This window comes from Bacillus sp. ISL-41 (assembly GCF_018613235.1).
Lineage (GTDB): Bacteria > Bacillota > Bacilli > Bacillales > Cytobacillaceae > Mesobacillus.
Map to the genome: position 1 here is coordinate 62,891 of NZ_JAGGQP010000013.1, position 23,564 is coordinate 86,454.

Annotated in this window: 28 protein-coding genes, 1 pseudogene and 1 riboswitch; of the genes and pseudogenes, 16 read left to right on the plus strand and 13 right to left on the minus strand. The window is 40.5% G+C overall.

Features of this window, described 5'->3' with window-relative positions; genetic code table 11:
* Positions 1 to 163 precede the first annotated feature (163 nt).
* From J7I80_RS06310 to J7I80_RS06320, 3 genes are all read left to right on the plus strand, one after another.
* A complete protein-coding gene (locus tag J7I80_RS06310) occupies positions 164 to 1,342 on the plus strand; it encodes an MFS transporter (RefSeq protein ID WP_214736697.1) in 1,179 nt (392 codons plus the stop codon).
* 142 nt (positions 1,343 to 1,484) lie between these two features.
* On the plus strand, positions 1,485 to 1,688 hold the full coding sequence (locus J7I80_RS06315; RefSeq protein WP_214736699.1) for a DUF4025 domain-containing protein: 204 nt from the start codon (positions 1,485 to 1,487) through the stop codon (positions 1,686 to 1,688).
* A 21-nt stretch (positions 1,689 to 1,709) separates the two neighbouring features.
* On the plus strand, positions 1,710 to 1,868 hold the full coding sequence (locus J7I80_RS06320) for a hypothetical protein (RefSeq protein ID WP_214736795.1): 159 nt from the start codon (positions 1,710 to 1,712) through the stop codon (positions 1,866 to 1,868).
* Between the two features lie 33 nt (positions 1,869 to 1,901).
* Here the strand turns inward: J7I80_RS06320 and J7I80_RS06325 are convergent, their stop codons facing one another.
* The 4 genes from J7I80_RS06325 to yhfH form a co-directional block, all read right to left on the minus strand.
* Positions 1,902 to 2,933, minus strand: coding sequence for a class I SAM-dependent methyltransferase (locus tag J7I80_RS06325; protein ID WP_214736701.1), 1,032 nt, complete (start codon positions 2,931 to 2,933; stop codon positions 1,902 to 1,904).
* A gap of 338 nt (positions 2,934 to 3,271) precedes the next feature.
* Entirely contained in the window at positions 3,272 to 3,520 is a 249-nt protein-coding gene (locus J7I80_RS06330) for a transcriptional regulator SplA domain-containing protein (RefSeq protein ID WP_214736703.1), read from the minus strand.
* Positions 3,521 to 3,642: 122 nt separating this feature from the next.
* Entirely contained in the window at positions 3,643 to 3,813 is a 171-nt protein-coding gene (locus tag J7I80_RS06335) for a hypothetical protein (protein WP_214736705.1), read from the minus strand.
* A gap of 830 nt (positions 3,814 to 4,643) precedes the next feature.
* Complete coding sequence (yhfH, locus tag J7I80_RS06340) at positions 4,644 to 4,775, minus strand: protein YhfH (protein ID WP_214736707.1); 132 nt, start codon at positions 4,773 to 4,775, stop codon at positions 4,644 to 4,646.
* A gap of 342 nt (positions 4,776 to 5,117) precedes the next feature.
* Here yhfH and J7I80_RS06345 point away from each other — a divergent pair, with 342 nt between their 5' ends.
* From J7I80_RS06345 to J7I80_RS06360, 4 genes and pseudogenes are all read left to right on the plus strand, one after another.
* Entirely contained in the window at positions 5,118 to 7,277 is a 2,160-nt protein-coding gene (locus J7I80_RS06345; RefSeq protein WP_214736710.1) for a PAS domain S-box protein, read from the plus strand.
* Positions 7,278 to 7,477: 200 nt separating this feature from the next.
* Positions 7,478 to 7,636: pseudogene (locus tag J7I80_RS23635) on the plus strand (hypothetical protein); the annotation flags it as partial.
* Positions 7,616 to 9,538 (plus strand): formate dehydrogenase subunit alpha, encoded by a 1,923-nt coding sequence (fdhF, locus tag J7I80_RS23640; protein WP_353050088.1) that lies wholly within the window; start codon positions 7,616 to 7,618, stop codon positions 9,536 to 9,538. The pseudogene J7I80_RS23635 and the gene fdhF, both read left to right, overlap by 21 nt.
* Before the next feature lie 368 nt (positions 9,539 to 9,906).
* A complete protein-coding gene (locus J7I80_RS06360) occupies positions 9,907 to 10,674 on the plus strand; it encodes a 3D domain-containing protein (RefSeq protein ID WP_214736716.1) in 768 nt (255 codons plus the stop codon).
* 42 nt (positions 10,675 to 10,716) lie between these two features.
* On the opposite strand, the gene J7I80_RS06365 is transcribed toward J7I80_RS06360, so the two are convergent.
* Entirely contained in the window at positions 10,717 to 11,496 is a 780-nt protein-coding gene (locus J7I80_RS06365; protein WP_214736719.1) for a hypothetical protein, read from the minus strand.
* Between the two features lie 151 nt (positions 11,497 to 11,647).
* Here J7I80_RS06365 and J7I80_RS06370 point away from each other — a divergent pair, with 151 nt between their 5' ends.
* Both J7I80_RS06370 and J7I80_RS06375 read left to right on the plus strand, forming a co-directional pair.
* On the plus strand, positions 11,648 to 12,403 hold the full coding sequence (locus tag J7I80_RS06370) for a TraR/DksA C4-type zinc finger protein (protein WP_214736721.1): 756 nt from the start codon (positions 11,648 to 11,650) through the stop codon (positions 12,401 to 12,403).
* Positions 12,404 to 12,532: 129 nt separating this feature from the next.
* Positions 12,533 to 13,393 (plus strand): YihY/virulence factor BrkB family protein, encoded by an 861-nt coding sequence (locus tag J7I80_RS06375; protein WP_214736723.1) that lies wholly within the window; start codon positions 12,533 to 12,535, stop codon positions 13,391 to 13,393.
* Positions 13,394 to 13,532: 139 nt separating this feature from the next.
* On the opposite strand, the gene J7I80_RS06380 is transcribed toward J7I80_RS06375, so the two are convergent.
* Positions 13,533 to 13,784, minus strand: a complete 252-nt coding sequence (locus J7I80_RS06380) for a sigma-G-dependent sporulation-specific acid-soluble spore protein CsgA (protein WP_214736724.1) — start codon at positions 13,782 to 13,784, stop codon at positions 13,533 to 13,535.
* A gap of 3 nt (positions 13,785 to 13,787) precedes the next feature.
* On the minus strand, positions 13,788 to 13,988 hold the full coding sequence (locus J7I80_RS06385; protein ID WP_214736726.1) for a hypothetical protein: 201 nt from the start codon (positions 13,986 to 13,988) through the stop codon (positions 13,788 to 13,790).
* 145 nt (positions 13,989 to 14,133) lie between these two features.
* Here J7I80_RS06385 and J7I80_RS06390 point away from each other — a divergent pair, with 145 nt between their 5' ends.
* The 4 genes from J7I80_RS06390 to J7I80_RS06405 all read left to right on the plus strand — a co-directional run bounded on the left by J7I80_RS06390 (position 14,134) and on the right by J7I80_RS06405 (position 17,575).
* The gene (locus tag J7I80_RS06390) at positions 14,134 to 15,267 is read left to right on the plus strand and encodes a zinc-dependent alcohol dehydrogenase (protein ID WP_214736729.1); all 1,134 of its coding nucleotides are present in this window, start codon (positions 14,134 to 14,136) and stop codon (positions 15,265 to 15,267) included.
* 130 nt (positions 15,268 to 15,397) lie between these two features.
* Entirely contained in the window at positions 15,398 to 15,997 is a 600-nt protein-coding gene (locus J7I80_RS06395) for a class I SAM-dependent methyltransferase (RefSeq protein ID WP_214736731.1), read from the plus strand.
* 66 nt (positions 15,998 to 16,063) lie between these two features.
* Positions 16,064 to 16,492, plus strand: coding sequence for a ferritin-like domain-containing protein (locus J7I80_RS06400; protein ID WP_214736733.1), 429 nt, complete (start codon positions 16,064 to 16,066; stop codon positions 16,490 to 16,492).
* Between the two features lie 150 nt (positions 16,493 to 16,642).
* Positions 16,643 to 17,575 (plus strand): c-type cytochrome, encoded by a 933-nt coding sequence (locus J7I80_RS06405; protein WP_214736735.1) that lies wholly within the window; start codon positions 16,643 to 16,645, stop codon positions 17,573 to 17,575.
* A gap of 44 nt (positions 17,576 to 17,619) precedes the next feature.
* Here J7I80_RS06405 and J7I80_RS06410 read toward each other — a convergent pair whose 3' ends face one another.
* From J7I80_RS06410 to J7I80_RS06430, 5 genes are all read right to left on the minus strand, one after another.
* Positions 17,620 to 18,399, minus strand: a complete 780-nt coding sequence (locus J7I80_RS06410; protein ID WP_214736737.1) for an energy-coupling factor transporter transmembrane component T family protein — start codon at positions 18,397 to 18,399, stop codon at positions 17,620 to 17,622.
* Positions 18,386 to 20,059, minus strand: coding sequence for an ABC transporter ATP-binding protein (locus J7I80_RS06415; protein WP_214736739.1), 1,674 nt, complete (start codon positions 20,057 to 20,059; stop codon positions 18,386 to 18,388). The genes J7I80_RS06410 and J7I80_RS06415 overlap by 14 nt, the downstream gene beginning before the upstream one ends.
* Positions 20,046 to 20,642: an ECF transporter S component gene (locus J7I80_RS06420; protein ID WP_214736741.1), complete on the minus strand. Its 597-nt coding sequence runs from the start codon at positions 20,640 to 20,642 to the stop codon at positions 20,046 to 20,048. Before J7I80_RS06420 ends, J7I80_RS06415 begins: the two co-directional genes overlap by 14 nt.
* Entirely contained in the window at positions 20,642 to 21,244 is a 603-nt protein-coding gene (locus J7I80_RS06425; RefSeq protein ID WP_214736743.1) for a YkoF family thiamine/hydroxymethylpyrimidine-binding protein, read from the minus strand. Before J7I80_RS06425 ends, J7I80_RS06420 begins: the two co-directional genes overlap by 1 nt.
* Positions 21,245 to 21,344: 100 nt before the next feature.
* A riboswitch (TPP riboswitch) is annotated at positions 21,345 to 21,443 on the minus strand.
* A gap of 77 nt (positions 21,444 to 21,520) precedes the next feature.
* Complete coding sequence (locus tag J7I80_RS06430; RefSeq protein ID WP_214736745.1) at positions 21,521 to 21,769, minus strand: hypothetical protein; 249 nt, start codon at positions 21,767 to 21,769, stop codon at positions 21,521 to 21,523.
* A 305-nt stretch (positions 21,770 to 22,074) separates the two neighbouring features.
* On the opposite strand from J7I80_RS06430, the gene J7I80_RS06435 reads away from it, so the two are divergent.
* Both J7I80_RS06435 and J7I80_RS06440 read left to right on the plus strand, forming a co-directional pair.
* Positions 22,075 to 22,263 carry a hypothetical protein gene (locus J7I80_RS06435; protein ID WP_214736747.1) on the plus strand — a complete coding sequence of 63 codons (189 nt, stop codon included), beginning with the start codon at positions 22,075 to 22,077 and terminating at the stop codon, positions 22,261 to 22,263.
* Positions 22,264 to 22,437: 174 nt separating this feature from the next.
* Positions 22,438 to 22,680: a hypothetical protein gene (locus J7I80_RS06440; protein WP_167832490.1), complete on the plus strand. Its 243-nt coding sequence runs from the start codon at positions 22,438 to 22,440 to the stop codon at positions 22,678 to 22,680.
* A 111-nt stretch (positions 22,681 to 22,791) separates the two neighbouring features.
* On the opposite strand, the gene J7I80_RS06445 is transcribed toward J7I80_RS06440, so the two are convergent.
* Positions 22,792 to 22,947, minus strand: coding sequence for a hypothetical protein (locus tag J7I80_RS06445; protein WP_214736749.1), 156 nt, complete (start codon positions 22,945 to 22,947; stop codon positions 22,792 to 22,794).
* Between the two features lie 178 nt (positions 22,948 to 23,125).
* Between J7I80_RS06445 and J7I80_RS06450 the strand changes: the two genes are divergently transcribed.
* Positions 23,126 to 23,557: a hypothetical protein gene (locus J7I80_RS06450; RefSeq protein WP_214736751.1), complete on the plus strand. Its 432-nt coding sequence runs from the start codon at positions 23,126 to 23,128 to the stop codon at positions 23,555 to 23,557.
* The last annotated feature ends 7 nt before the right edge of the window (positions 23,558 to 23,564 follow it).

The following is a 23,564-nucleotide window of genomic DNA, read 5'->3' on the forward strand; positions in this document are numbered from 1 at the left end:
GTGAGCAGACGTCTGATCACATAGCAACATTATTTTAACATGACCTAGATGAAATGAAAACGCTTTATTTATTCTTTTATAATGCATAAAACAATATGAACTATTCTTATATTAAAATAGTGGTAAAATATAGCTTTATAACTCGTCAGTACGGAGGATACAGATGGACATGCACGTTAAGCGCAATATCTTTACTTTGCAAGGCTTTTATCTTTTTGTTTTTTTTGGCATAGGCAGTTTATTTCCTTTGTTAAGTGTTTACTTAAGCGAAGTTGAAAATTTAAATGGATATCAGATTGGGATCATTCTGTCCATTGGTCCAGTCATTATGATTTTCTTCCAGCCGTTTTGGGGAATGCTCGCTGACATGAAAAATGTCCATAATATGCTTCTAACTTTAACTACCTTGATAACAGGTGTTGCCGCTTTGGGTTATGTTTTCTTCGATGGATTTATTTCGTTCTTGATCATTGCAACGCTCCTCGCGATTTTTCAGAGTGCCATCATCCCTTTATCAGATAGTATTTCCTTAAAGTACACTAGCAAAGCAGGAGTCAATTATGGAAATGTCCGATTATTTGGTTCACTGGGATTTGGATTGGCGGTCTTTGCAATGGGCCGGTTGTCCGAGTGGAACCCACAAGTGATATTTTTCGCTTTTTTCCTGACATTATTAATCTCGGCAGCTTTTTCAATGAAAATGCCCAAAGAACCATCAGGACGGCCTATAGGGCTATTCGCTGGCATGAGGGATTTAATGCAGATGAAGAAGTTTCTAATTTTCCTCGGAGTAACATTCATGATTTTCGGTCCTAATTTGGCCAATAACTTTTACTTCAGCCTGTTTGTGGAGGACCGGGGAGGCACTTATACAGGGATTGGTATCGCCTTTCTTATTGCGGTGTTATCTGAAATTCCATTTATGAGGGTTGCAGGAAACTGGATCCGTAAATTTGGGCTGCTTCAGGTCGCTTTTATTGCAGCGATCGTTTCATTAATTCGATGGTTTTTTTATTTTACAGAACCTTCCTTATCTCTTGTGTACGCCTCAGCTGTTATCCAGGGCTTTTCGCTTGGATTGTTCATTCCTGCAGGTTTGCAGTACATTCGGGATATTACTCCACTGCATATTACGGCAACAGCCGTAACGATATACTCGGCAGTCGGCAACGGCTTAGGCAACTGGTTTTTCACATTCTTCGGCGGCATCATTTTTGAAGAATTCAGTATTTATGGGGTGTACTTATTTTTTGCTGCACTGACTTTAATGGGAGTTTTGCTGACAGTCTGGTTAATGAAGGATGAAAAAAGAAGTCAGTCGAAACAAATTACTGCAAACTAAAATTAATGTTTTAAAGTATTGCCGAAACCCTGTTCTTCCCCATGGAAGGCAGGGTTTATTATTGTTCTACAGTATTGAAAACAGAAGTATGGATTTAGTATTTATATCAAAAAATAATTGAAGTACGAAAGGAGGGACTTTCATGAGAGATAATAAAGGTAAAAGTAATGAGATTGCAGGACGGATGTATGATACAACGGATTATCATAAAAATGACGAACTTTCGAAAGGGCTAGCAATGACACATGAGCAGGCTAGTGACAGCTATGTAGAAGGGGAAGTCGGCGGAAAAATTGAGCGCTCATCCGGAGCGGAAGATGAACTGAACAACAGAGGCTATCAGTAAAGCGGGAAGTGAGGGGTACAGGTGTCGCATAAAGGTGAATTTCAATCGAATCGAGATCAATACAAAATGCCGGATGCGTTAAAACAAAAGAAGGATTTTGTCTATAGAGTAGGCTATACTTCAAGCACTGGCAATCAGACAAATAACGAAGATGAACCGGTCAAGAGATCGGATCTATAAAATGTGCAGGCCCTTTTGAAAAAGGGCCTGTTTTTATCTGGGACGTGCGATGATCCCGTTATGGACTTTGATATAGCCATGCCTTAAGATATCCAAACCGTTTTCGTATAAATAAAGTCCCATCTGCTCGACGGTCATCAGTTCTCTGTATGTATGGTTCATGACATCAGCCATGATTTCATAATACAGCTTGGATTTTAACTGAGCTCTGGGTGTGGTCATGATAATATAACCGCCTTCTTTTAGGAACTTCTTATGCCAATCAACGACTTCGCTTTTTAAAGTATCCGGGAAGTGCTCAAGCAGCCCGACACTAAGGACGATATCAAATTCACGGCCGAAAGGAAGGTTGCGGATATCCTCCACGATGTATTCAGTCTCAAAATCACTTTTATGATAGACTTTATTTCCTCCTGTCGAGGGATTGGTTCCGAGAAAGGGATAAGTGTCAGGAAATTCCCTAAACCTCGTGTCCTTACAGAAAGGATCATAATCTACAAACACAATGTCACCGCCTGGATACATGGCACTCAGCTGCATTGCCTCGTAACCTTCAGCGGCTCCCAGGAAGAGGATTCTTGGCTTTATTAAGTCAAGTCCTTCGAACAATGCGCGCTTGCCTCTTGGGTCCCAGATTCCGTCTTCAATCCGGTGAGCGTAGTTCCATAGGTGGATTCTGATCAGTTCACCTAATGCAGACTTTGTTTCAGTCAGCTTAAAACTCTTTAAGCTATCCATAAAATTTTTTTTCGAATTGTCCATTTCTGCAGGAACATCCTTCACAAACCACTCGTGAAACGACTTGTTGAACATTTGCCAGGAGGTGTGTGCGGGCAGACTTTGTTGATTGACTTTCTCCCATTCCTTTTTTTCCTGCGCGAAGGATGATACCTCGTATGGTCTACCTGCATCTTTCCAGCGAAGCTGGCTCCAATCATTAACCGTATTCAATTTTACAAACTTATTGTATTCCCTTTCGGAAAAACTCCTGAGGTCCATTCTGTAGGAAGGCTGCAAGCGGGTTTCATCAAGTTTTAATGCAGGTTCAATTTCTAATTGAAGCAATACAGTCACCCCAAACATTTTTATTGCTTACTAAATTCGAGTAAAGAAAGGTAAAACCCTTCAACTTTCTAAAAATTGCAAAAAAGCACACCCTTTATGGATGTGCTTTTAAAAGGAAAGAGGATTTGCTCATTTAAAGCTTTCCGCGTCGTATCACTTTGTTGGGGGTAAGAGTGCCTTTCTTTAGGTAGACAAATCCTCCTTCGAGTGCAGAGCCAATGACGAGCTTAGAAGATGCTGTTAAAACCCTCATCTTCATCCCTCCTAGTTTGAATTGGCTTGCGTAATTGAATTTACCCGTTGAAAAGCGGTTAAAACCTTAAAAAGAAGGGTGATGGCTAAGACTGATACGGATCCATTGCATCAAAATATGCATTTTCGGCCGCCTCTTGTGTAGCAAAGAGAGCATCATCATCTTCAATTACATGCAAGGTATCATTTAGGAATAGGGCGAACGCGTTAGGATCTTTAGGATGCTGGACAATTTCACCTGCTTTAATGTTAGATACAGATGGTACATGCGGATTACGGTAGATAACGAAAACTTCATCACCAAACTTCAAGTTTTTCGGATCGATTAAATGCAATTGAATACCCCTTTCGCTGTGTCTATAAATGGCTATGTTTTACCTATTCAAGTTTATGGTTTAATCCGGAACTGAGGGACTAATTTTGATCATGCAAGGACATAACTTAAATATGCGGCAAGCTATAAATTTTCATTTTGCTGTTTTATTTCATCGCCCGTCAGAATGATATTTCCCGCTTCAAAATCCCTGTGCTCGTCAACTGATCCCCCGGGCACGTACCGCTGATTTGGAGTATATGTCGAGTTGAGTAAATCTTTATCCCTTTTTAAATTATCTTTATGAATGTCCATTTTCTCACCCCCTGATAAGTGTAGTTTTTGTATTGAGATTGAGGATATACTGGGAAATTAATTATGTGCTTAATTATGGAAAGGACACTAATCTGTCACAAATGAAAGGGTTTACATTCAGATTAGGTGGTATAATAAAAGTGTAGAAAGAAAGTGATTAACATCTTAGGAGGCTCAACCAATTGTGTTCGTTCCGTAGTGAACGAAAAGTGGTTATTCCTAAAGTGTTTGAAGCTAATCTTCAAAAAGTCAGTACCACCAGCTAAAGGGAAAAGGACCTATTCACGAGTTAACCAAAAAAAGTTGCTGACCTTCCGATGGTTCAATTCAAAAGGGAAAAAGCAGGAGTCCAGCCTATTAGTAAGTGTACGTTGGAAAGAAGCTTTTTACCAACAGAGTATCAATTTTGATACTTGGAAAGGTGCCAACTGATAGGGAAGTCAACAAATTTCAAGGTGAAACAGTCATTAGGAGAATATTTCCCTCAAAGCAGCTGCCATTCAAATGGTGTGGTCAGTAGGGATGCATGACCTAATTGGAGAAAAGACGAAAACACACTAGCGAATAATGAGTCTCTCGGTGATTATACCGAAAAATGTGTTTGTAAAGGGACGTCATACAAACAGGGAAACCTTTTTTGAAAGACACCCTTAATGCGGAACAAGCACACATCGGCTATAGTAAGAGGATCATACAACTCAATAGTTCCAAAAATGTTTTGGGCTGATGCTGGTTGGGTCTCCTAAGATGTTAAAAAAGAAGCTCGTAATTGAGCTTCTTTTTTCTATTCAGTAAAAAGGCACCTTTCAGCTTGAAGGTGCCTTTTCATATTACTCCTCTTTCTTCGACAAACAACGGTCGCATTCCATTAAATATGATTCTGCTTGTTCCTGCATTCCCTCACCACATTCAGGGCACACCTTTTTTGGTAAAGTACGAAAAAATTCAACCGGACTCATCATATAAAACTCCTCCTTTTATAGTACAATTTATATTTTACTTAACCTGTTATAGTACAGTATAAACGTAATTTGAAAAATTGTGTAGACTTTTTTTGAAAAAATTTAAAAATAGGTGTTTGTTCATAAAATCAAATGGGGGTATTAGTTAGTAAGATGGGAATCTAATACTAAATTAGATTTCTGTACCCATCATGGAGTCGGCGAAGAAGCGTTTTGCCAAAAATTTCAATAGTCAATAGATAAAAGTGACAAAATTATTACATTTTATTTAATAAACCCTTTTATTCTTTTCTGTTTTAACATACAATCGAAATGAAACTTTAAATGGGGAATGATGCCTAAATGGATAATCCGGAATTATCCTTTAATCCAATACTACTGCTAGTAGCCATCTTATTGACAATCATGTCATCTTATACAGCACTCGATTTATTCAGTCTCATCAAGTCTTCTGATCGAAATAAACGATTTTTGTTTTTAGGCGGGACATTTTCACTTGGCATAGGGATTTGGGTTATGAATTTCTTTGGAATGCTTGCTCTGAATCTCAATGGCACTGTCTCTTACCGTATTTCAATAACGGTCTTATCGATAATCCTGGTTATTTCTTTCACAGCAATGGCTTTCTATACAATGACTGGCAAGACAGTGAACAAGAGCAATTTGATTGCAGGAAGTTTGTTCATGATGCTTGCAGTCCTGGTTGTCCATATCCTGGGAATGTACTCAATGAAAATGGATTTCAGTTATGAGCCTTCCATTTTACTAATTGCCCTCCTTCTTGTATTTGGATCATTCTACTTTTCCTTTTGGATGCTTTTCTCTTCGAAAAATTTCACTCAAGGAGATCATGGATGGATTAAACCATTAAGCGCTCTTGTTGTTACTGCTGCGATTGTTGAAGGTCATTTTCTTCTAACAAGAGCTTCATCAATCAATATGAGAGACGGAGTTGTAGAACAGACTGGAATTCCAGAGTCGTTAATCAGTTATTTAATCGTTTTTATCTCTGTGCTCATCCTTGCTGGTTTAATCGGTTCAAGTGCGTTGATCAGCAAAAGGCTGGCAGTTTCTGATACAAACTTAAAAGATATTACGGATGCTCTTAATTCATCAGCGATTGTTGCCATTACAGATCCTAAAGGTAATATCACCTATGTTAATGAAAAGTTTATTGAGATTTCAGGTTACAGTGAGGGAGAACTATTAGGTCAAAATCACTCGATCTTGAATTCTGGACTTCATGCAAAGGAATTTTTCAAGGATATGTGGAAAACAATTGGTTCTGGGGAGGTTTGGAAGGGTGAAATCCGGAATAAGAAAAAGGATGGTTCATATTATTGGGTTGATACCACGATTGTTCCATTCCTGAATAGTAAAGGCAAGCCATATCAATATGTCTCGATTCGTTCTGATATAACTCAAAGAAAGCAGGCAGAGGCGAGCCTGAAAGAAACACTGAAAGAGGTCAGTGATATCAATTTTGCCCTCGACCAATCCTCTATCGTTGCTTTTACTGACGAAAAGGGGATTATCAAAAGTGTGAATGATAAATTCTGTGAGATCTCTAAATACAGCAGGGAAGAATTGATTGGCAATGACCACAGTATATTGAATTCTGGATTACATTCCAAAGAGTTCTTTAAAAACCTGTGGAAAATCATTGGATCAGGTCAGGTTTGGAAAGGCGATATCCGAAACAGGGCAAAGGATGGTTCATTTTACTGGGTGGCTACCACGATTGTTCCTTTCTTGAATGAAAATGGGAAGCCATATCAGTACCTTGCAATACGTAATGATATCACAGAGAAGAAAAAATCAGAGGAAATGCTTCACCGCCAGGATAAGCTTGCTGCTGTTGGCCAGCTCGCTGCTGGTGTTGCCCATGAAATCAGAAATCCGCTGACATCGATGAAAGGATATGCAGAATTCCTGCAGCTCGATGAAACAGACCCGCAACGCCAGGAGTTTATTGAAATTATCCTTGACGAAATTGACAGAGTCAATAATATTGTTGAAGAGTTCATGGTACTTGCAAAACCTAAGGCTGTAGAGCTTGAGGAACAGAATATCATACCGATTGTCCAAAATGTGGTTTCTATGCTGAAATTTGAAGCAAGAAAAAGGAACGTCAAACTGGATTTTGATGCTACAGAGGAAATTATCCAAATCGAATGTGATGAAAACCGATTGAAGCAAGTATTCCTGAATTTTATAAAGAATGGAATCGAAGCAATGCCTGATGGCGGAGATTTAAAAGTAAGAACGGAAATACAGGATGGCAATGTCGTCATTTCCATCAAAGATACCGGTGTAGGAATTCCTCCGGAAACTTTGAAGAAAATTGGTGAACCGTTTTATACAACCAAGAAAAATGGAAATGGACTCGGCTTGATGGTCAGCTTCAAGATTATTGAAAGCCACAACGGCAAAGTTTATATCGAGAGCGAACAAAACAAAGGAACAACATTCAAGATCATGCTGCCGGCAAAAACTGCATAGTATACATTACAAAAATAAGGCAGGGGCTAACTCCTGCCTTATTTTTTTATGATTAACAACATCCCGTCTAGCTATCAGAATTTGTCGATAAATTGTTAAAAATATGACAAAAAATATGATGAATATTTCCACATTGCAACGAAAATTTAGACTACTATTAAACTAAGGGAAAAATTAAATAGAATGCGGGAGGGGAAGCTATGTCATCGATTAGCCAGGTAAAGACGGTCTGTGGTTATTGTGGTACAGGCTGCGGTTTAATATTGGATGTAGAAGATAATAAAATAGTGAAAATCAGAGGAGATAAGGACGCACCTGTAAATAAAGGACAAACATGTATAAAAGGTGCTTTTGCATATCAATATGTCCATGCTCCGAAAAGACTAAATACACCTATGATCAGGAAAGCAGGAAAGCTGGTAAAGGCTACCTGGGAGGAAGCGTATGATTACATTGCAGGCCGATTGGCTGAAATCAAGGCGGATTTTGGTCCAGAATCCATTTCGATGTTTGCTTGCGCACGGACTACCAATGAATCGAACTACGTTACCCAGAAGTTCATGAGGACTGCTATCGGAAGCAATAATATTGATGGCTGTAACCGAACCTGACACGCTCCTAGTGTCGCCGGTCTGGCGACTGTTTTTGGAAGCGGTTTCCCAACAAACACATTGGAAGATATCGATGGGGCCGAAGTGCTTTTACTTATGGGATCCAATACGACTGAAGCCCATCCGATCATAGGAAATAGAATGAAAAAAGCTGCCAAGGGCGGTCTAAAGATCATCGTCATTGACCCGAGAAGAATCGATATGGTCAAGTCAGCACATAAACATCTGCAAATTAACGTTGGAACAGATATTGCGCTGATCAACGCGATGATCCGAATTATTATAAAAGAAAAGCTGTATGACCAAGGATTCATTGGCAGACATACTGAGGATTTTGATGTATTGCTGTCAAAGGTCGAACGCTATACACCAGAATATTCAGCAGAAATCACCGGTTTGGCGCCAGAAGATATCATTGAGGTTGCTCACCTATATGCAAAGGCCAGCAGAGGGATGATTGCATACACACTCGGTATTACCGAACATCACTGCGGAGTCAACAATGTGTTCGATATCGCTAACCTTGCTCTACTGACTGGCCAGATTGGCAAAAAAGGTTCAGGCATTATGCCTTTAAGAGGACAGAATAATGTCCAGGGAGCCGGGGACATGGGATGCCTGCCGAACCAGCTTACAGGTGCTGTCAGCCTATTGGACGACGAATACCGTGCACGTTTCGAAAAATTATGGAATATTGAAATCAGCAAAAAAGTTGGCGACACCCAGACGAGGACCTTCGATAAAATTGATACAGGTGAAATTAAAGCCTTGTATTGCATAGGGGAAAATCCGCTAGTCGCAGACGTTCATATGAACCATACCAGAAGCCTATTGGAAAAACTCGATTTACTCATCGTCCAGGATATATTCATGACAGAAACGGCCGAGATGGCAGATGTGGTGCTGCCTGCCAAGTCATGGGGCGAAGTTGACGGGACTTACACCAATACAGACAGGAGAGTCCAGCGTGTCCGCACTGCGGTCACTGCCCAGCCTGGAGTAAAAGAAGACTGGGAGATATTGTGTGAACTATCGACGAAAATGGGTTACCCAATGGGTTATCAGTCAAGCGAAGAAATTTGGAATGAAGTGAGGGAACTTGCCTGGGAGATGTATGGGGGCATATCATATGAACGCCTTGAAAAAGAGTATGGAATCCACTACCCGTGTCCTGATGAGACTCATCCAGGCACGAAAGTTCTTCACGAAAGGTTCCATGCTGAAAGTGAAAATGAAAAACGATCCAGTTTCGTACCAGTTGAATTCACACCACCTTTGGAACAGCCAGATGAACATTATCCTTTTACCCTGACAACCGGCAGACGGTATGAGTCCTACAATACTCATACACAAACACGACACTATGCAGCAGGGGTGAAAATTAAACAGACAGAGGAAACCTTGGATATTCACCCTGAAGATGCACTTCACCTTCATATCAATGATGGAGATCTCGTAAGAGTAAGTTCACGTCGAGGTACACTTAAGGTAAAAGCAAAAATAACAGCTCAGGTTGTTCCTGGACTCGTGTTCATGAGTTTCCACTGGTCCGAAGTTCCGACGAATGTACTTACCCTGAATGAATATGACCCAATTTCAGGCACAGCAGAATTCAAGGCTTGTGCTGTGAAAATTGAAACAATCGCATAGAAGTATAAAAGCTAAAATCCCGCTCAGGAGATTTTAGCTTTTTTGTATGTAAAAATAAGACAAACCATTTGCTGCTGATTTGATCTCCTAAAGTTTAATGTCATGAAAAGCGAAAAATTTTAAAAGGTGAAACTCGAGATTACAAGAAAAATATGGGTGTACAAGAAAAGAATAGAATAATTTTGAAATCAATTTGAAATTATTCCTACGAAAGTTTTATTTTAACTGAATATTCAGTGTATATGACATGTTCTCGTTATAATTCTGTTATTCTCGTAATCCAATTTAAATATGCTTGTTCTTTTTGTACCGAAATTCTATGTTACGATAATTCACGTGATAAAAATTAGCCGATGGGAGGCAAACAAATGAAAAAGTCATTATTATCTTTGGTTGCAGCAGCGGCAATTTCTGGAGCTGCCGGCACACAAGCACAGGCAGAGGAAATAGTCGTACATAAGGGGGATACACTTTGGGGTATTTCAAAGGAATACGGCGTAACAGTAGATTCACTAAAGAAATGGAATAACTTGACGAGTGATGTAATACATCCGAATGATTTGCTAGAAGTATCTCCTATTAAGCACGCACAAGTAAGAAAAGGAGATACACTTTGGAGTATTGCCAAAGCTTATGGTGTAACAGTAAATGATCTAAAAGATTGGAATAAATTATCATCTGACCTTATTCATCCAGGGATGAGTTTGGCAGTTTATACAAATATGCCAGTTGAGATGAAGGTGGAGAAAACTGCAACACCGGCAGCAACACCGGCAGCAACACCAGTAGCAGCGCCTGCTGCTCAAGTAACAGCACAACCAGCTGCAGCAAAGCCAGCAGCAGCGACAAACCAGATTACCGTTGAAGCGACGGCTTATACAGCAAATTGTACAGGATGCTCTGGAATTACAAAGACAGGTGTGAACCTGAAAGCTAATCCAAATGCAAAAGTAATTGCTGTCGATCCAACTGTTATTCCTCTTGGATCAAAAGTATATGTTGAAGGCTATGGCTATGCCACTGCCGAAGATATTGGCGGAGCCATCAAAGGTAACCGCATTGATGTCTTTATCCCTACTCAAAGCGGGGCCCTTCAATGGGGAAGAAAGCAAGTAAAAGTGACAATTTTGGACTAAATGGTGTCTGGAAAAGCATTGGCAATTTGCCAATGCTTTTTTTTATTTTTCCTGTTTTGCTTTAGTCTTAAACGTTTTACCTCTGATAATTTTCTTTTGAGTGATATTGGGCATGATAAGACTTAAGAAAAACTGTGTGAATCTGGAGTATTGTTCTTCGACTTTTTCAAGGATCGCGTTAGCTTTTGTCGATAAAGAAGTCTTGATTTCCCCTAGCTGATCATTAATTGTTTCACCAACGGCATCCTGTTTTCCGAGTCGTTCCATGACTGTCTCATGAAAAATACCCTGCAAATCGGCATGTTTTGCCAGCATATCCTGCAGTTCTTCCTGTTTTTGAGCCTGTATGACCAGAGCTTTCGTGACATCTTCGTATTCGAGAAGCTTGCGGTTCAAGTCCTGTATCATTGATTGCTGATGGGCCAGTTGATTTAAAATTGCCTCGCTTGTCAGCTCCCGGTTCAAAAGAGCCTTCGAAAATTGTTCGTGCATCTCTTCAAGTTTAATCAGTTTATCATCGATTTCCGTTGTGGATTCCTTCTGCTCCGAGATGTTTTCCATGACCCTTTCCGAAATATTTTCCTGTTTAGCGAGAAATGAAACTAATTCCTGAAATTGTGAAAATTGTTCTTGTCTGCTATGTTCCAATGTTTGATCAAATTTTGTTACGCTGCCTGTCAAATCTTTATTGAGCTTTTGTTGCTCATTTAGGATTTCTTGTAAATAATTGAGGTGGAATTTATCCTGGTTGCTCTGTACCTTGAGTTCATCGGTGCTGCAATAAACCTGTGGAGAAACATATCCATTAACAAATAAAGGCATAGGCATCACTCCTGATTATAAGTTGTCATATATACTATGACTTGTGTCGCAATAATGGTACTTGCGGCAAAGATAACACTTATTACCTTTTATTAAATGGGGCAGATTGCAGCAAGCTAATAAAAACTGCACTAAGAAAGGAGCAGCTGATATGCTAACAAAAGGCCAGCTGTCGGCATTCAAGGCAGAGCTTCTCAAAAATAAAAAAGATCTCGAGTCCCACCTTGACGCAAATGACCATTTTGATCTAAGAAGTGGACATGCCCATGAGTCAACAGGAGAGCTTTCAAGCTATGATAACCATCCAGGGGATGAAGGAACTGAGTTGTATGAACGGGAGAAAGATATTGCGCTGAATGATCATGTAGAATATCAAATCCAGAGTATAGATAAAGCTATAAAGGCTATTGAGAAAGGAACTTATGGAAAATGTGAGGCGTGCGGGCGCGAGATTCCTTATGAGCGACTTCAAGCCGTACCCGAAACGACATTTTGTATTGAACATACGCCTGACCGCACGGTTTCCCATAATCGCCCTATAGAAGAAGGGGTGCTGTTGCCGCCTTTCGGAAAATTTGATCTGGACAACAAGGATGAAAATGTCGCTTATGACGCAGAAGATTCCTGGCAAGAGGTTTCAAGCTGGGGAACTTCAGAGACTCCATCTGATTTTATGACACCACAGAATCATTATAATGACGTCTATATTGAGTCAGAAGAGAATGTAGGTTATGTGGAGGATTTCGAGAATTTTGTAGGCAACGATATCACCGGCAAGGAAATCACCGTTTACCCAAATAAACAGCATGAGAAATACGAAAATGAGCTGGATGAAGAGGGAATTATGACATCCTTTGGCGACCTTCCTGCTTACGAACATGACCCATACGTAGAGGACGATAAGTAATTCGATGAAAAAGACCAGAGATGGTCTTTTTTGTTTTCATGACCATACAGTATTTTTTGGCATGATTAAAACCTCTGTTGATGGGGAAAAGACAAGCATAATTAAATGTCCATGAGAGGTGAGTCTTAATTGAAAGAGAAACTTAAGTACTATGGTAAAAGCCTGCTGGGGGAGTTGAAAAAAGACCGGGCAACGGGTTTGGCTGCTCAACAGGCGTATTATTATATGCTAGCGCTGTTCCCATTGCTGATTCTAATGATAGCAATTGTTCCTTACTTGAATATCGATCCCCAGAAAGCTATAAATGTTGTAAATACATTATTGCCCTCTCAATCAGCCGAATTATTAAGAGATAATGTTGTCAAATTGGTAAGCGAACGAAACGGAGGCCTGCTTACTTTTGGTATCATAGGTACGTTATGGTCAGCATCGAGCGGCATGAATGCATTTATAAAAGCAATGAATATTGCGTTTGATGTAAAGGAAACGAGGTCATTCATTAAAGCAAGGCTTGTTTCAATTATGCTGACATTCGGTCTGATCCTGGCGTTTGTTGTGGCGCTTCTCTTGCCGGTATTCGGTAAAGTGATCTTGGATACAGTCGAATCGATCGTCCAGATTCCAGAGCCGTTTGATATTGTGTTCAACATTGTAAGATGGGTTGTCGCTATTGTCGTTATGGCCGCAGTTTTGGCAGGCTTATATCGAGTAGCTCCAAATAAACATTATCCATTCAAGCATGTAATTCCCGGTGCGATTTTCGCAACAGTCGTATGGCAGCTGATTTCATTGGGATTTTCTTTTTACGTTAGTAATTTCGGAAACTATTCAGCCACATATGGAAGCATCGGCGGGGTAATCGTCTTGATGCTCTGGCTGTTCCTCACAGGGCTTGCCCTTGTGCTTGGAGGAGAAATCAATGCAATTTACCACAGGGACAAGACAGGTGAAGAGCCAGTCGAAGAGCATGCAGCTTCAGTAAATAGTTAAGACAGTTTATGCATTTCTACTTTTCTAGAGATAGCAAAACTGTTTGTGAAAAGGATTATAGTAAAAAAACAGCAGTCATCATCTGCTGTTTTTTTGTTTCTCTTTAGATCCAGTGCATGAAAAATTTCACTCCGCCTGTTCAATAGAGTAATTCATATACTTCATTCAATTGCTGTGCGCGTTGGTCGTCCAGTTCATTTTTTGCATACTCAATGGCATCAGGTAGAATTTTGTTCAAAAACTCTATTTCTTCGGCAGTCAGGTCTTTGACAAATTCACCTTCAGACGGGTAATCGCCTTGTTCTAAGCGATTATAGATTTTTTTGCTAAGCGGATAGGTCTCTGTGTAATTGGATATGATTTCACGTAGATAAGCCTGTGTTTTTTCCATTGTCTACTCCTTAAAGTACTCTTTGAATTGTTCGGAATCAGTCATTTGATCATTTTTGAAATAAGGGTTTTCCTCCGTTGCATCACTTGGATCCAGATTTGTTTTGATCACCAGTTGTGGTCCATTTGCTGGTTCGGCGATAACTCGGTCAGTCATTTCCTTGAAATCGGGCAGTTTTTTATTTCCGGGCTGTTTAGGTTCCATTTTTCAACACCTCCATTTTATAACTTGCATTATTGAAGAGTAATTTATGTACAAAGCTAATTATTGGAAACTTTTCCATAAGCGTTTTCTCTGATAACTTGCAGGGAAACATAAAATGTACTTAATAGGAATGGGGTGGAGAATTATGAAAGCAGTTACTTACCAAGGTTCAAAGGATGTACAAGTGAAAAATGTAGAAGCTCCAAAAATAGAACATGAACAAGATATGATTGTGAAAATTACCTCAACGGCAATTTGCGGATCAGACCTGCATCTTTATCAGGGCAATATGCCTCTTCGTCCAGGCTATATCATCGGCCATGAGCCAATGGGGATCGTTGAAGAAGTGGGCCCTGGAGTGAAAAATCTGAAAAAGGGAGATCGTGTGGTCATTCCTTTCAACGTTTCATGTGGTGAGTGTTTTTATTGCCAGAATCAGATGGAAAGTCAGTGTGATAACACCAATGAATACAAGGATACGGGAGCGTATTTCGGATACACCGAACAATACGGCAACCATCCGGGGGGACAGGCAGAATACTTAAAGGTACCATATGCTGACTTCACATCATTTGTCGTGCCTGAATCATGTGAGCTGGAGGATGAGTCGCTGCTGTTCCTGTCCGATGTTATCCCAACTGCATGGTGGAGCGTAGAACACGCTGGTGTGAAAAAGGGAGATACGGTAATAGTACTTGGCAGCGGGCCGATTGGATTAATGACGCAGAAATTTGCCTGGATGAAAGGGGCAAAACGTGTCATCGCTGTCGATCACCTCGACTACAGGCTGATGCATGCCAAAACAACCAACAATGTAGAAATCTTTGATTTTACCCAGGAGGATGATCCGGGAAAATTCCTGCAAAACTTGACTGATGGCGGAGCGGACGTGGTAATTGATTGTGTGGGAATGGATGGAAAGAAGTCTGTCGTGGAAAAGGTAGAACAAAAACTGAAGCTTCAGGGAGGTACCCTATCCGCGCTGGAAATCGCCCATACAGCAGTAAGGAAGTTTGGAACCGTACAAATAACAGGTGTCTATGGTTTAAGATACAATATGTTCCCGCTTGGCCGTTTCTTTGAACGCAATATTACGATGAAAATGGGACAGGCTCCAGTTATTCATTACATGCCAAAACTATTTGATATGGTCTCAAACGGAGAATTCGACCCAACTGACATCATTACTCACAAGATTCCGCTTGAAGATGCGGCAAAAGGGTATGAGATATTCAATGATAGAAAAGATGACTGTATCAAGGTAGTTTTAAAGCCTTAGGTACTTGGGTGTGCAAAGAAGCAATAGTCAAACCTTGGCGTCATATAGAAAGGTCCTGGTTTAAGCAATAGCTTTTCCAGGACCTTTTTTATTATAATGATGAAAACGGTAATAGTTAGGAGCATTAATTTTGGGAAGACTGTTTGCTTTTTCTTATGATAAACTCATGGGACCACTTGAGAAGAAATGGATCGCGAGGGTCAGGAAAAAAATAATTTCTGGTTTAGAGGGAAATGTCCTTGAAATTGGTGCTGGTACAGGAGCGAATTTTCCTTACTATTCCAAAGATAAGGTTGAAAGTGTGGTATCACTGGAGCCCAATCCTCATATGCTTGATCAGGCAAGACTTAGAGCGAAGGAAGCGGGATTGCCAGTCGAGTTCCATCAGGGGATGGCAGAGACACTTCCATTCAATGATGATGAGTTTGATACTGTTGTGGCCACGCTTGTTCTTTGTTCCGTGAGTGAGCCGGAAAAGGTTTTTCAGGAAGTGAGAAGAGTGTGTAAAAAAGGCGGAAAAATTGTCCTTTTTGAGCATGTGAGAACAGAATCGAAATCGCTTGCTGCCCTGCAGGATGTCCTGACTCCTGCGTGGAAACGGCTGTGTGATGGCTGCCACTTAAACAGGGATACGGGGCTCTATATGAAGGAATCAGGAATCAAAATGGTAAAAGAAAAGAAATATTTTAAGGGTATTTTTGTTGAATACGAGGGTATAAATCCTGAATAAGCTGAAGCAGGCACACCCTTTTATCCTCTCCATAAACTAATAAAAAATAGTTTGGGGAGTTTTGACATGTATCCATATTATGACCATTACAGACAGAACCAAAAGCTTGTCAGTGACCTGATTAAGGCTATAAATGGCGAGTACAGTGCGACACAATGCTATGCAAGGCTTGCCGCCTTGGCTCCAAATGCAGAACAGCGAGACCGAATCAATGAAATACTTGACGATGAAGAAAAGCATTTGCGCCAGTTCACTCAAATATATACAACACTGACAGGGAAGCGGCCACAGATGCAGATGACAGAAGAATGCGGTGACACATATCTTGAAGGAATCGAAGCATCCTTTAAGGATGAACAAAAAACAACTGATTTTTATCATGAAATAGCAGATGAAGCGGCAGACCCGGTCGTAAAAGAAGTTTTCAGGCGTGCAGCTTATGATGAGCAGAACCACGCCGTGTGGTTTCTGTATTATTTAGGAATGGAAAAGTAGGAGCTGGAGAAATCCAGCTCCTTTTTCCTATTCTTATAGTTTTCACTATTTCTACATATTTAATATAAAAATAGTAGTGTTATCTATACTAGAATGGGTATAGGGAAATTGAATAGCAATTTGAATAATCTGCATAAGGAGGAAATCATTATGAAAAACAGTCTTGCTATTATTATTGGATTTTTAATCGTAGGATCATTATTTGTTGGCTGGAAAATAAGCCAGGACCTGGGGCCGGCTGAAACAGCAACAGCGCCTCAGCCGCAAACTGAGAGCACAAGCAAAGAAATTGAATTCAACCCGCCAAGCATGGAGGATGTACCCGATGGTCCTCTCGGTGAAAGTATTAAATATGGACATGAGCTAGTCATGGAAACGAATACAGTCGCCGATGAGTACGTTGGCAATAATCTTTCATGTGCAAGCTGCCACGCAAATGGAGGAACAGTGAAAGAAGAAGCCCCAATGGTCGGGCTTTCTGCAGTCTATCCAGAATACAGGCCGCGCGAAGGTGAAGTTTACACTCTGGAAGATCGTATAAATGGATGTATGATCCGAAGCATGAATGGAAAAATGTTCCCGACTGACAGCAAAGAAATGCGCGCTATGATTGCGTATTTGCAATACATGTCAGAAGGTGTCCCTGCTAGTGCAGATATTCCGTGGAGAGCGCCTAAAGAGCCAAAGCAATATCCTGTTCCTAGCGTTGAGGATGGAGAAAAGCTTTACGCACAATCTTGTGCAAGCTGCCATGCAGCTGATGGATCTGGTACTGGAACGAATACAGGCCCTGCTGTTTGGGGTGAAAATTCATTCAATGACGGTGCAGGAATGTCAAGAATGACCAAGATGGCGGGATACGTTCAGAAGAACATGCCTAAAGGACAGGGAGGAACTTTAACTGACCAGCAAGCGATCGATTTGGCCGCATTTATCCTTTCGCATGACCGACCAGAATTCGAAGGGCATGAGGGCGACTGGCCGAAAGGCGGAAGACCGGCAGACATAATGGATAAAGAAAAACGTGAGCAAGTCAAAAACGGTACAATTGATTGGGAAGCAATACTCTCGGTAAAAAATTAAGACTAGTAGAAACCCGGCACCTGCATTTGCAGGGCTGGGTTTTATTATAGTTCGCCTTTATACAATGCAAGGTAACCAAGCTTGTGTGAGGTAAAAGCACTCAGGAGAACGACGCTGACCAGTAAACATAACAACAGCCAATCTTTTTTAGAAACGGAAATTACTTTATAAAATTCTCGGTTTTTATCTCCTGTGAAACCTTTTGACTCCATTGCAACAGCTGTTCTTTCTGCTTTTCTGATCCCGCTTGCCAGCAGGGGAATTGCATACCTCTTGATTTGCTTCAGTTTATCCCGGAGAGTTATGGTTCTGCCTGCCCCTCGAATTTGATGGGCACTTCTGATTATACTAAACTCATCTTTTATCAAGGGGAGAAATTGATAACCTGCCATGATGGAATAGGCAATCTTGGGAGAAAGCCTGCATTGCTGCATCAAGCTAAGCAAAAAGTTAATCGGGTTTGTCGTAAGGGCAAATAAGAGTGAAAGGGAAGCGAAACTCAGTACTCTTAATCCAAGCGATATGCTTCTTTGGAATCCTTCCGCAGTAATGGTGATGAACCTCCATTCCCAGATGATACTGTCTCCAGGATCTACTCTCGGAAACAATAAGGATGACCAGACATAGACAATCGCCATAAAGAGAAAAGGAGAGAATAACAGGATCCACTTTTTAAAACTTACCTGTGCAAAACTAAATGTGATCACTACGGTCAAAACGAGACTTAACAAGGGAGTGACTGGGTCGAAAAATATCGACAGCAGCAAGATGCTGACAAGAATGCTCAGGGCTTTTATGCTGGGGTTCATCTCATTTAACAGCATATTTTCCCTCCAGCTGCCTTTCCAATTCCTTGAGGAATGGCAGTCTTAAACATGCCCTTGCCAAAATTCCAGGTTGATTCCATAGCATTCCTGGAGCCCCGTAAAATATCCTTTTTCCTTTTTCCATTACTAATACTTTGTCTGCGTAACGATCAACTAAATCCATATCATGTGTAATCATAATAATGCTTCCTGTCTCAGATACGGCATTGACCGCAAAATCGATTATTTCCTTTGAAGTGACAGCATCCTGGCCAAATGTTGGTTCGTCCATAATCAAAACCTCCTGCCCGTTCACCAGCATGACAGCCACACTCAGTCTCCTTTTTTGTCCCTGGCTCAAAGAGAATGGGTGACTGTTAACGTGGTCAGCCATGCGAAGGGTTCTCAAAATATCTTTATTCTTATATTTTTGAGCCATTTGCTCTTTCGATTGAAGACTGTAATTTATTTCTTCTATCACAGAATCAGTAATAAATTGGTGCTCAGGATTTTGGAACACGTATCCGAGCCTTCTCCACTTTTGTTCCTTAGGCCAGTCTCCTAAAGAGTGACCGTAAAACTTTATGGCGCCTCGTGATGGAATCAACCCGGCCAAACATTTTGAAAAAGTGGTCTTTCCGGATCCGTTTGAACCGGCTATTGCAATTATTTCACCACCATTAATCGATATAGAAATATCCTCGATTAATACATGTTTATCTTTCGAATAACTGACATCCTTCACTTCGAAAATAGCTGGAGAAGGATTCGGTTTTTGCTTGTGAACATCAGTTTTTAAAAACTTAACTGTACTTCCTATATCTGTACTATTCTCAATTAGTTCATCAATCGTCATAGGCAGGAAGGAGGACATTAGCAATCCAGCCTCCCGAAGCTTCAACCCTGCGTCAATAGCGCGGGGTAACCAAATCCCTTCACTTGCAAGTTCATTTGCAAAGTGATTAAAACAAACACTAGGCGGACCATTAAAAAACAGTTCACCCGCAGAATTCAATATGATGCAGCGATCCATAATTTCAAGCCAATGATCCAGGTTATGCTCGATTACGAGGATGCTGAACGAGTGATTATTTTTTAATCTTTTTAACGTACGGACCAATTCGAATCCTGAGGCGGGGTCTAGATTGGCAGTAGGTTCATCAAGTATTAATAACTCAGGTTCCATTGCCAGTGCACAGGCAATCGCAAGCTTTTGTTTTTGCCCGCCGGAGAGTGAGTGGATCGGCCTGTGTTTAAAGTGCCTAATGTCTACTAAGTCTAGGGCATAATCTATTCTTTCTTTCATTTCCGATCTAGGAAATTGAATATTCTCTAAAACAAAAGCTAATTCTTCCTCGACAGTCAGCATGCAAAACTGAGAATCAGGATCCTGCATAACCAACCCGACTTTTTGATTTATCTTTCCGGACTCGAAGGAGGATAATTCCTTTCCTCTGAACTTTATGCTGCCGCTCATTATTCCATCAACAGACGCTGGGTATAGATTATTCATGCAGTATGCGAGTGTGCTCTTACCTGAACCGCTTGAACCCAATACAAGAATGTTCTCATTTTCATTAATATCAAAAGTGATATTCTTTATAACATTATCCTGATCATCATCAAATCGGAAAGTTACGTTTGACACTTCAAGTAATGGAAGACTAAGCGGAGACATCATGGTTCTGCTTTGCCTTTCTGGCTTCCTTTCCAAGCGGGAAGCTATTCAATGCTCCTGTTTTAGCGAGACTGTCGCTTATGTATTTACCTAAAAGACCTGCTAAGATTGCTCCGCTTATAAGCCTGACGAAAAACATGGCTGTTACATAACCAGGTGATAGAGCGGAGAAGCCGCCTAAAAAGTAGCCCCATGCGAAGCTGGTAATTGAAGATCCCATTCCTGCTGCTACCAGAACCCGTGTAGAATAGTTCTTCCATTTGGTTGCCGCAAAAGCGGCTTCTGCACCCAATCCCTGGATAATTCCGGCCAGGATCAGACGCGGACCGATAGCATTTCCAAGCATGACCTCGATTGTTGCTGCGATTGTTTCTGATAACACTGCTGCTCCAGGCTTCCTGATGATGTATGCAGCTATGATGGAAACGATGAACCAGATCCCGAAGATCAAGTCATAGCCGATTAGTCCGAACATGCCTACAAGCACATTGCCGAGCTGTAAGAACAGAAGGTAGATGACGCCAAAAACGACTGCCAGTACGGATAATACTACAACCTCTCGAAGTTTCCAGTTTGCGAGCATTATCGTCCCTCCTTACGGGAAGGGCTGTTTGCGGACATGGTCACCGTCATGACGATATGTGAAGAATCACTGTTCCGGGCACCATCAAAAGCATTTTCCATTCCGGTAAAAACCTTATTGGCGTCGCCATCCAATCTTGAGGCATAATGAACTCCTCCGCTAAAGACTCCTTGCTGCTCAACCGTTTTTATTTGGTCCATGATTACATTCATATATCCAGGAATTCCTAAAGGATAGAGAGCAAACTGTGCTGCGACCTCCTGGTTGATCTTTTGAGAACGCTCATCATTCATTAAATATGAATCTTCCGCCATAAAAGCATCGCCTGCACTGTCACCAGGACATCCATTTGAAAACGTGGCATTCAAGACCACATGATCTCCACCGATTGAAGCATTCAGGAATATCGCTTTAACAACGTCAAAAACATGTTCAGAACGTCCCCGCACACATGTGCTGACATCATCTGTCCTCATCCAAACCTTTGATGTATCAACTTCCTTCAATGCAGAGAGAATAATGTCCACAAACCTGTCTGACATTGGGTAAATGGAAAAACTGGCCCCTGTAATCTCACTTGTACCGCAAAAAATTTCTTTCATACTATTACATCTCCTTTGTTCATTGGTTAGAAAACAAAAAACTGCATCCAGCGGGTGGATGCAGTTGAATTCTATCGTCAGATAAAGAGAGATATAACGAAGAGCTTCGCCTGCACTTCCCCACGCTGGTATTATCCAGATCGGGTAATAAGGGTCAGAACAAAGTTCTTCTCAGCCAAAAGCTCCCCTAGTGCAAAAACCTATGCAGTTTTTGTTTTCAGAATCATCTTAATGTAAATAGACTGGATTGTAAATGGCTAATATTAAAAATTCATATCATTCGGAATGGTTTCCGAATACTTTTCTTTGGCAATAGCTCTCCAGAGTACCGAGCTCAGTATTCAGCAGCAGTTCCATTTCGCCTAGCTCTTTTTTTGAAACGACAGGGTCACTTAAAGACCATTTAACAGTATAAACGAAATAGTAATCTTTGATTTGGCGAAATATGACGACCGAGTTTGGAAAAACGTCAAACTGGGCTTTAATATTATATCTCTTTGTGTATGACCAATTTGTAAGCTTCATAGAAAATCTCCACGTCATTGAAATTTTAATAGGGCAGCAATGAAAAGCTCAAACAGTTATGTAATCCAGTTGTGCGGGAAATAGAAACCCTAAATAATTCCCGCGTTAAAAACAAATCTTGATATAAATTACCCTGTAAGAGGATAGGAAAAACAACATAGTGTTGTAAGGTGATAGATTATGTTAAAATAAAGGGCGTTGCGGCAGAGTTAGCGACATATATCTACATAATATCAAACTGCTAGCAAGTTGATGAATTGTATTTTTTTACATAGAAGTAAAGAGTTTGGAGGGAAATCTGTTTCATGAATGAGGCCCAGAGAATTCAGTTGAATGTGAGAGTGTCCAAGGAAACATCTGATAAACTAGATGAGATTGTTGAATACTATCAAGAGAATACAAAAATCGGCAGGATATACAAAGGCGATGTATTAACAGATATAATAGAAAAATCTTATGAGATCATGCAAAAGCAAAAGAGGTTGAATAGATAAGTCGGACTGACATAAATGATTAATATGTCCATGGAAAAGAGATATGGGCAAATCGGACTATGCCAAATTGTCAAGGTTCAATTATGGCGAATTAGTGAACAAAACAGTTGCGTTAATCAATAATTAGTCGTATTATTTAAATAATCTGATAATACGATAAGGTGGTTTTTGATTATGATGCGAATGGCAATTGCAGGTGTAGCCGGCTTTGTCCTTGTGTTCATTGAGTCATATATTGTAATGGTATTAAAACAGTATGAGACAATTGAGTTCGGAGGGATGGCCCCGTTTGTCAGTGTCTGGTCGATGAACTTTTTCCTCGTTTTCTCCATTCTGACTCATATTAAGTTTTGGTATGAAGAAAGAGAAGCACAGCGGGAAGAAGATGCAGCGGAAAGAGACCGGTTCATCAGTTAAGGTTGTAATTGCAACAAATTTTGAGAAAAGAGCCTTAGTTAAGGCACTTTTTGTGAATGCTTGCATTACTAACCCTCAGTAGGAAGAGAAAGGCGGTTTGCCTTTCTCTTTTTATTTTGCTTTATTTTGGTCTGTATCGATGCGGTCTCTTTCAGCCTCTTCAGCTGCTATCCTTAATTCTTGAAAAAATAACTGGTCATTGCATACCATGCTGTGCTGTTCATTTTCTTCATTGAAATGTTTATGGTTATTTTGTTTTTCGTCCATTTTCTCATCCTCCTGCATCTGTTTAGTATTTTATATATCTTCTTCCCTTAACAGAAAAATTCATGCCTCGGGTACCGTCGTTGTAAGTATTTACTAACGATTTAAAATCATGCAAAACGGATTCATTAACAGTTGCTTACAGTGGGAAACTAACTCTACTTTACTAATGGAGGGAAGCGTGAATATAGTGAAATCGGTTTATCAATTTGATGATGACCAGCAATTTCTTAAAATTGATTTTCTCTTGGGAAATGAACAATCTTCCTGGAATGCTTATGTTTTTGATGAGAATTGGAATGACATCATCAGTTCTGCATCGGTCATTTCCGAAACCATGGCCGACAGTATTGAATATGCTTTTGAAAGCCTTGGAAACCGTGGCAGGATTGCTGTCATGGAAGCACCCAAACCTGGAGATTCACTAACAGAAATTTTTGATGTTTCTCTATTCCATCTGCAAGCATTACTTTTTGCTTCAGCAATCATTGTTGTTGGAGATTATGATGAACTAGAGAGTTTTGGTTTTACTAAAGAAAAAACAACCAGTGGAAAGCCGCTGTATATTCTTTCCTCTGATGAAACCGGAAATGATGCTTGCCGCTTTTTATAGTGAATAA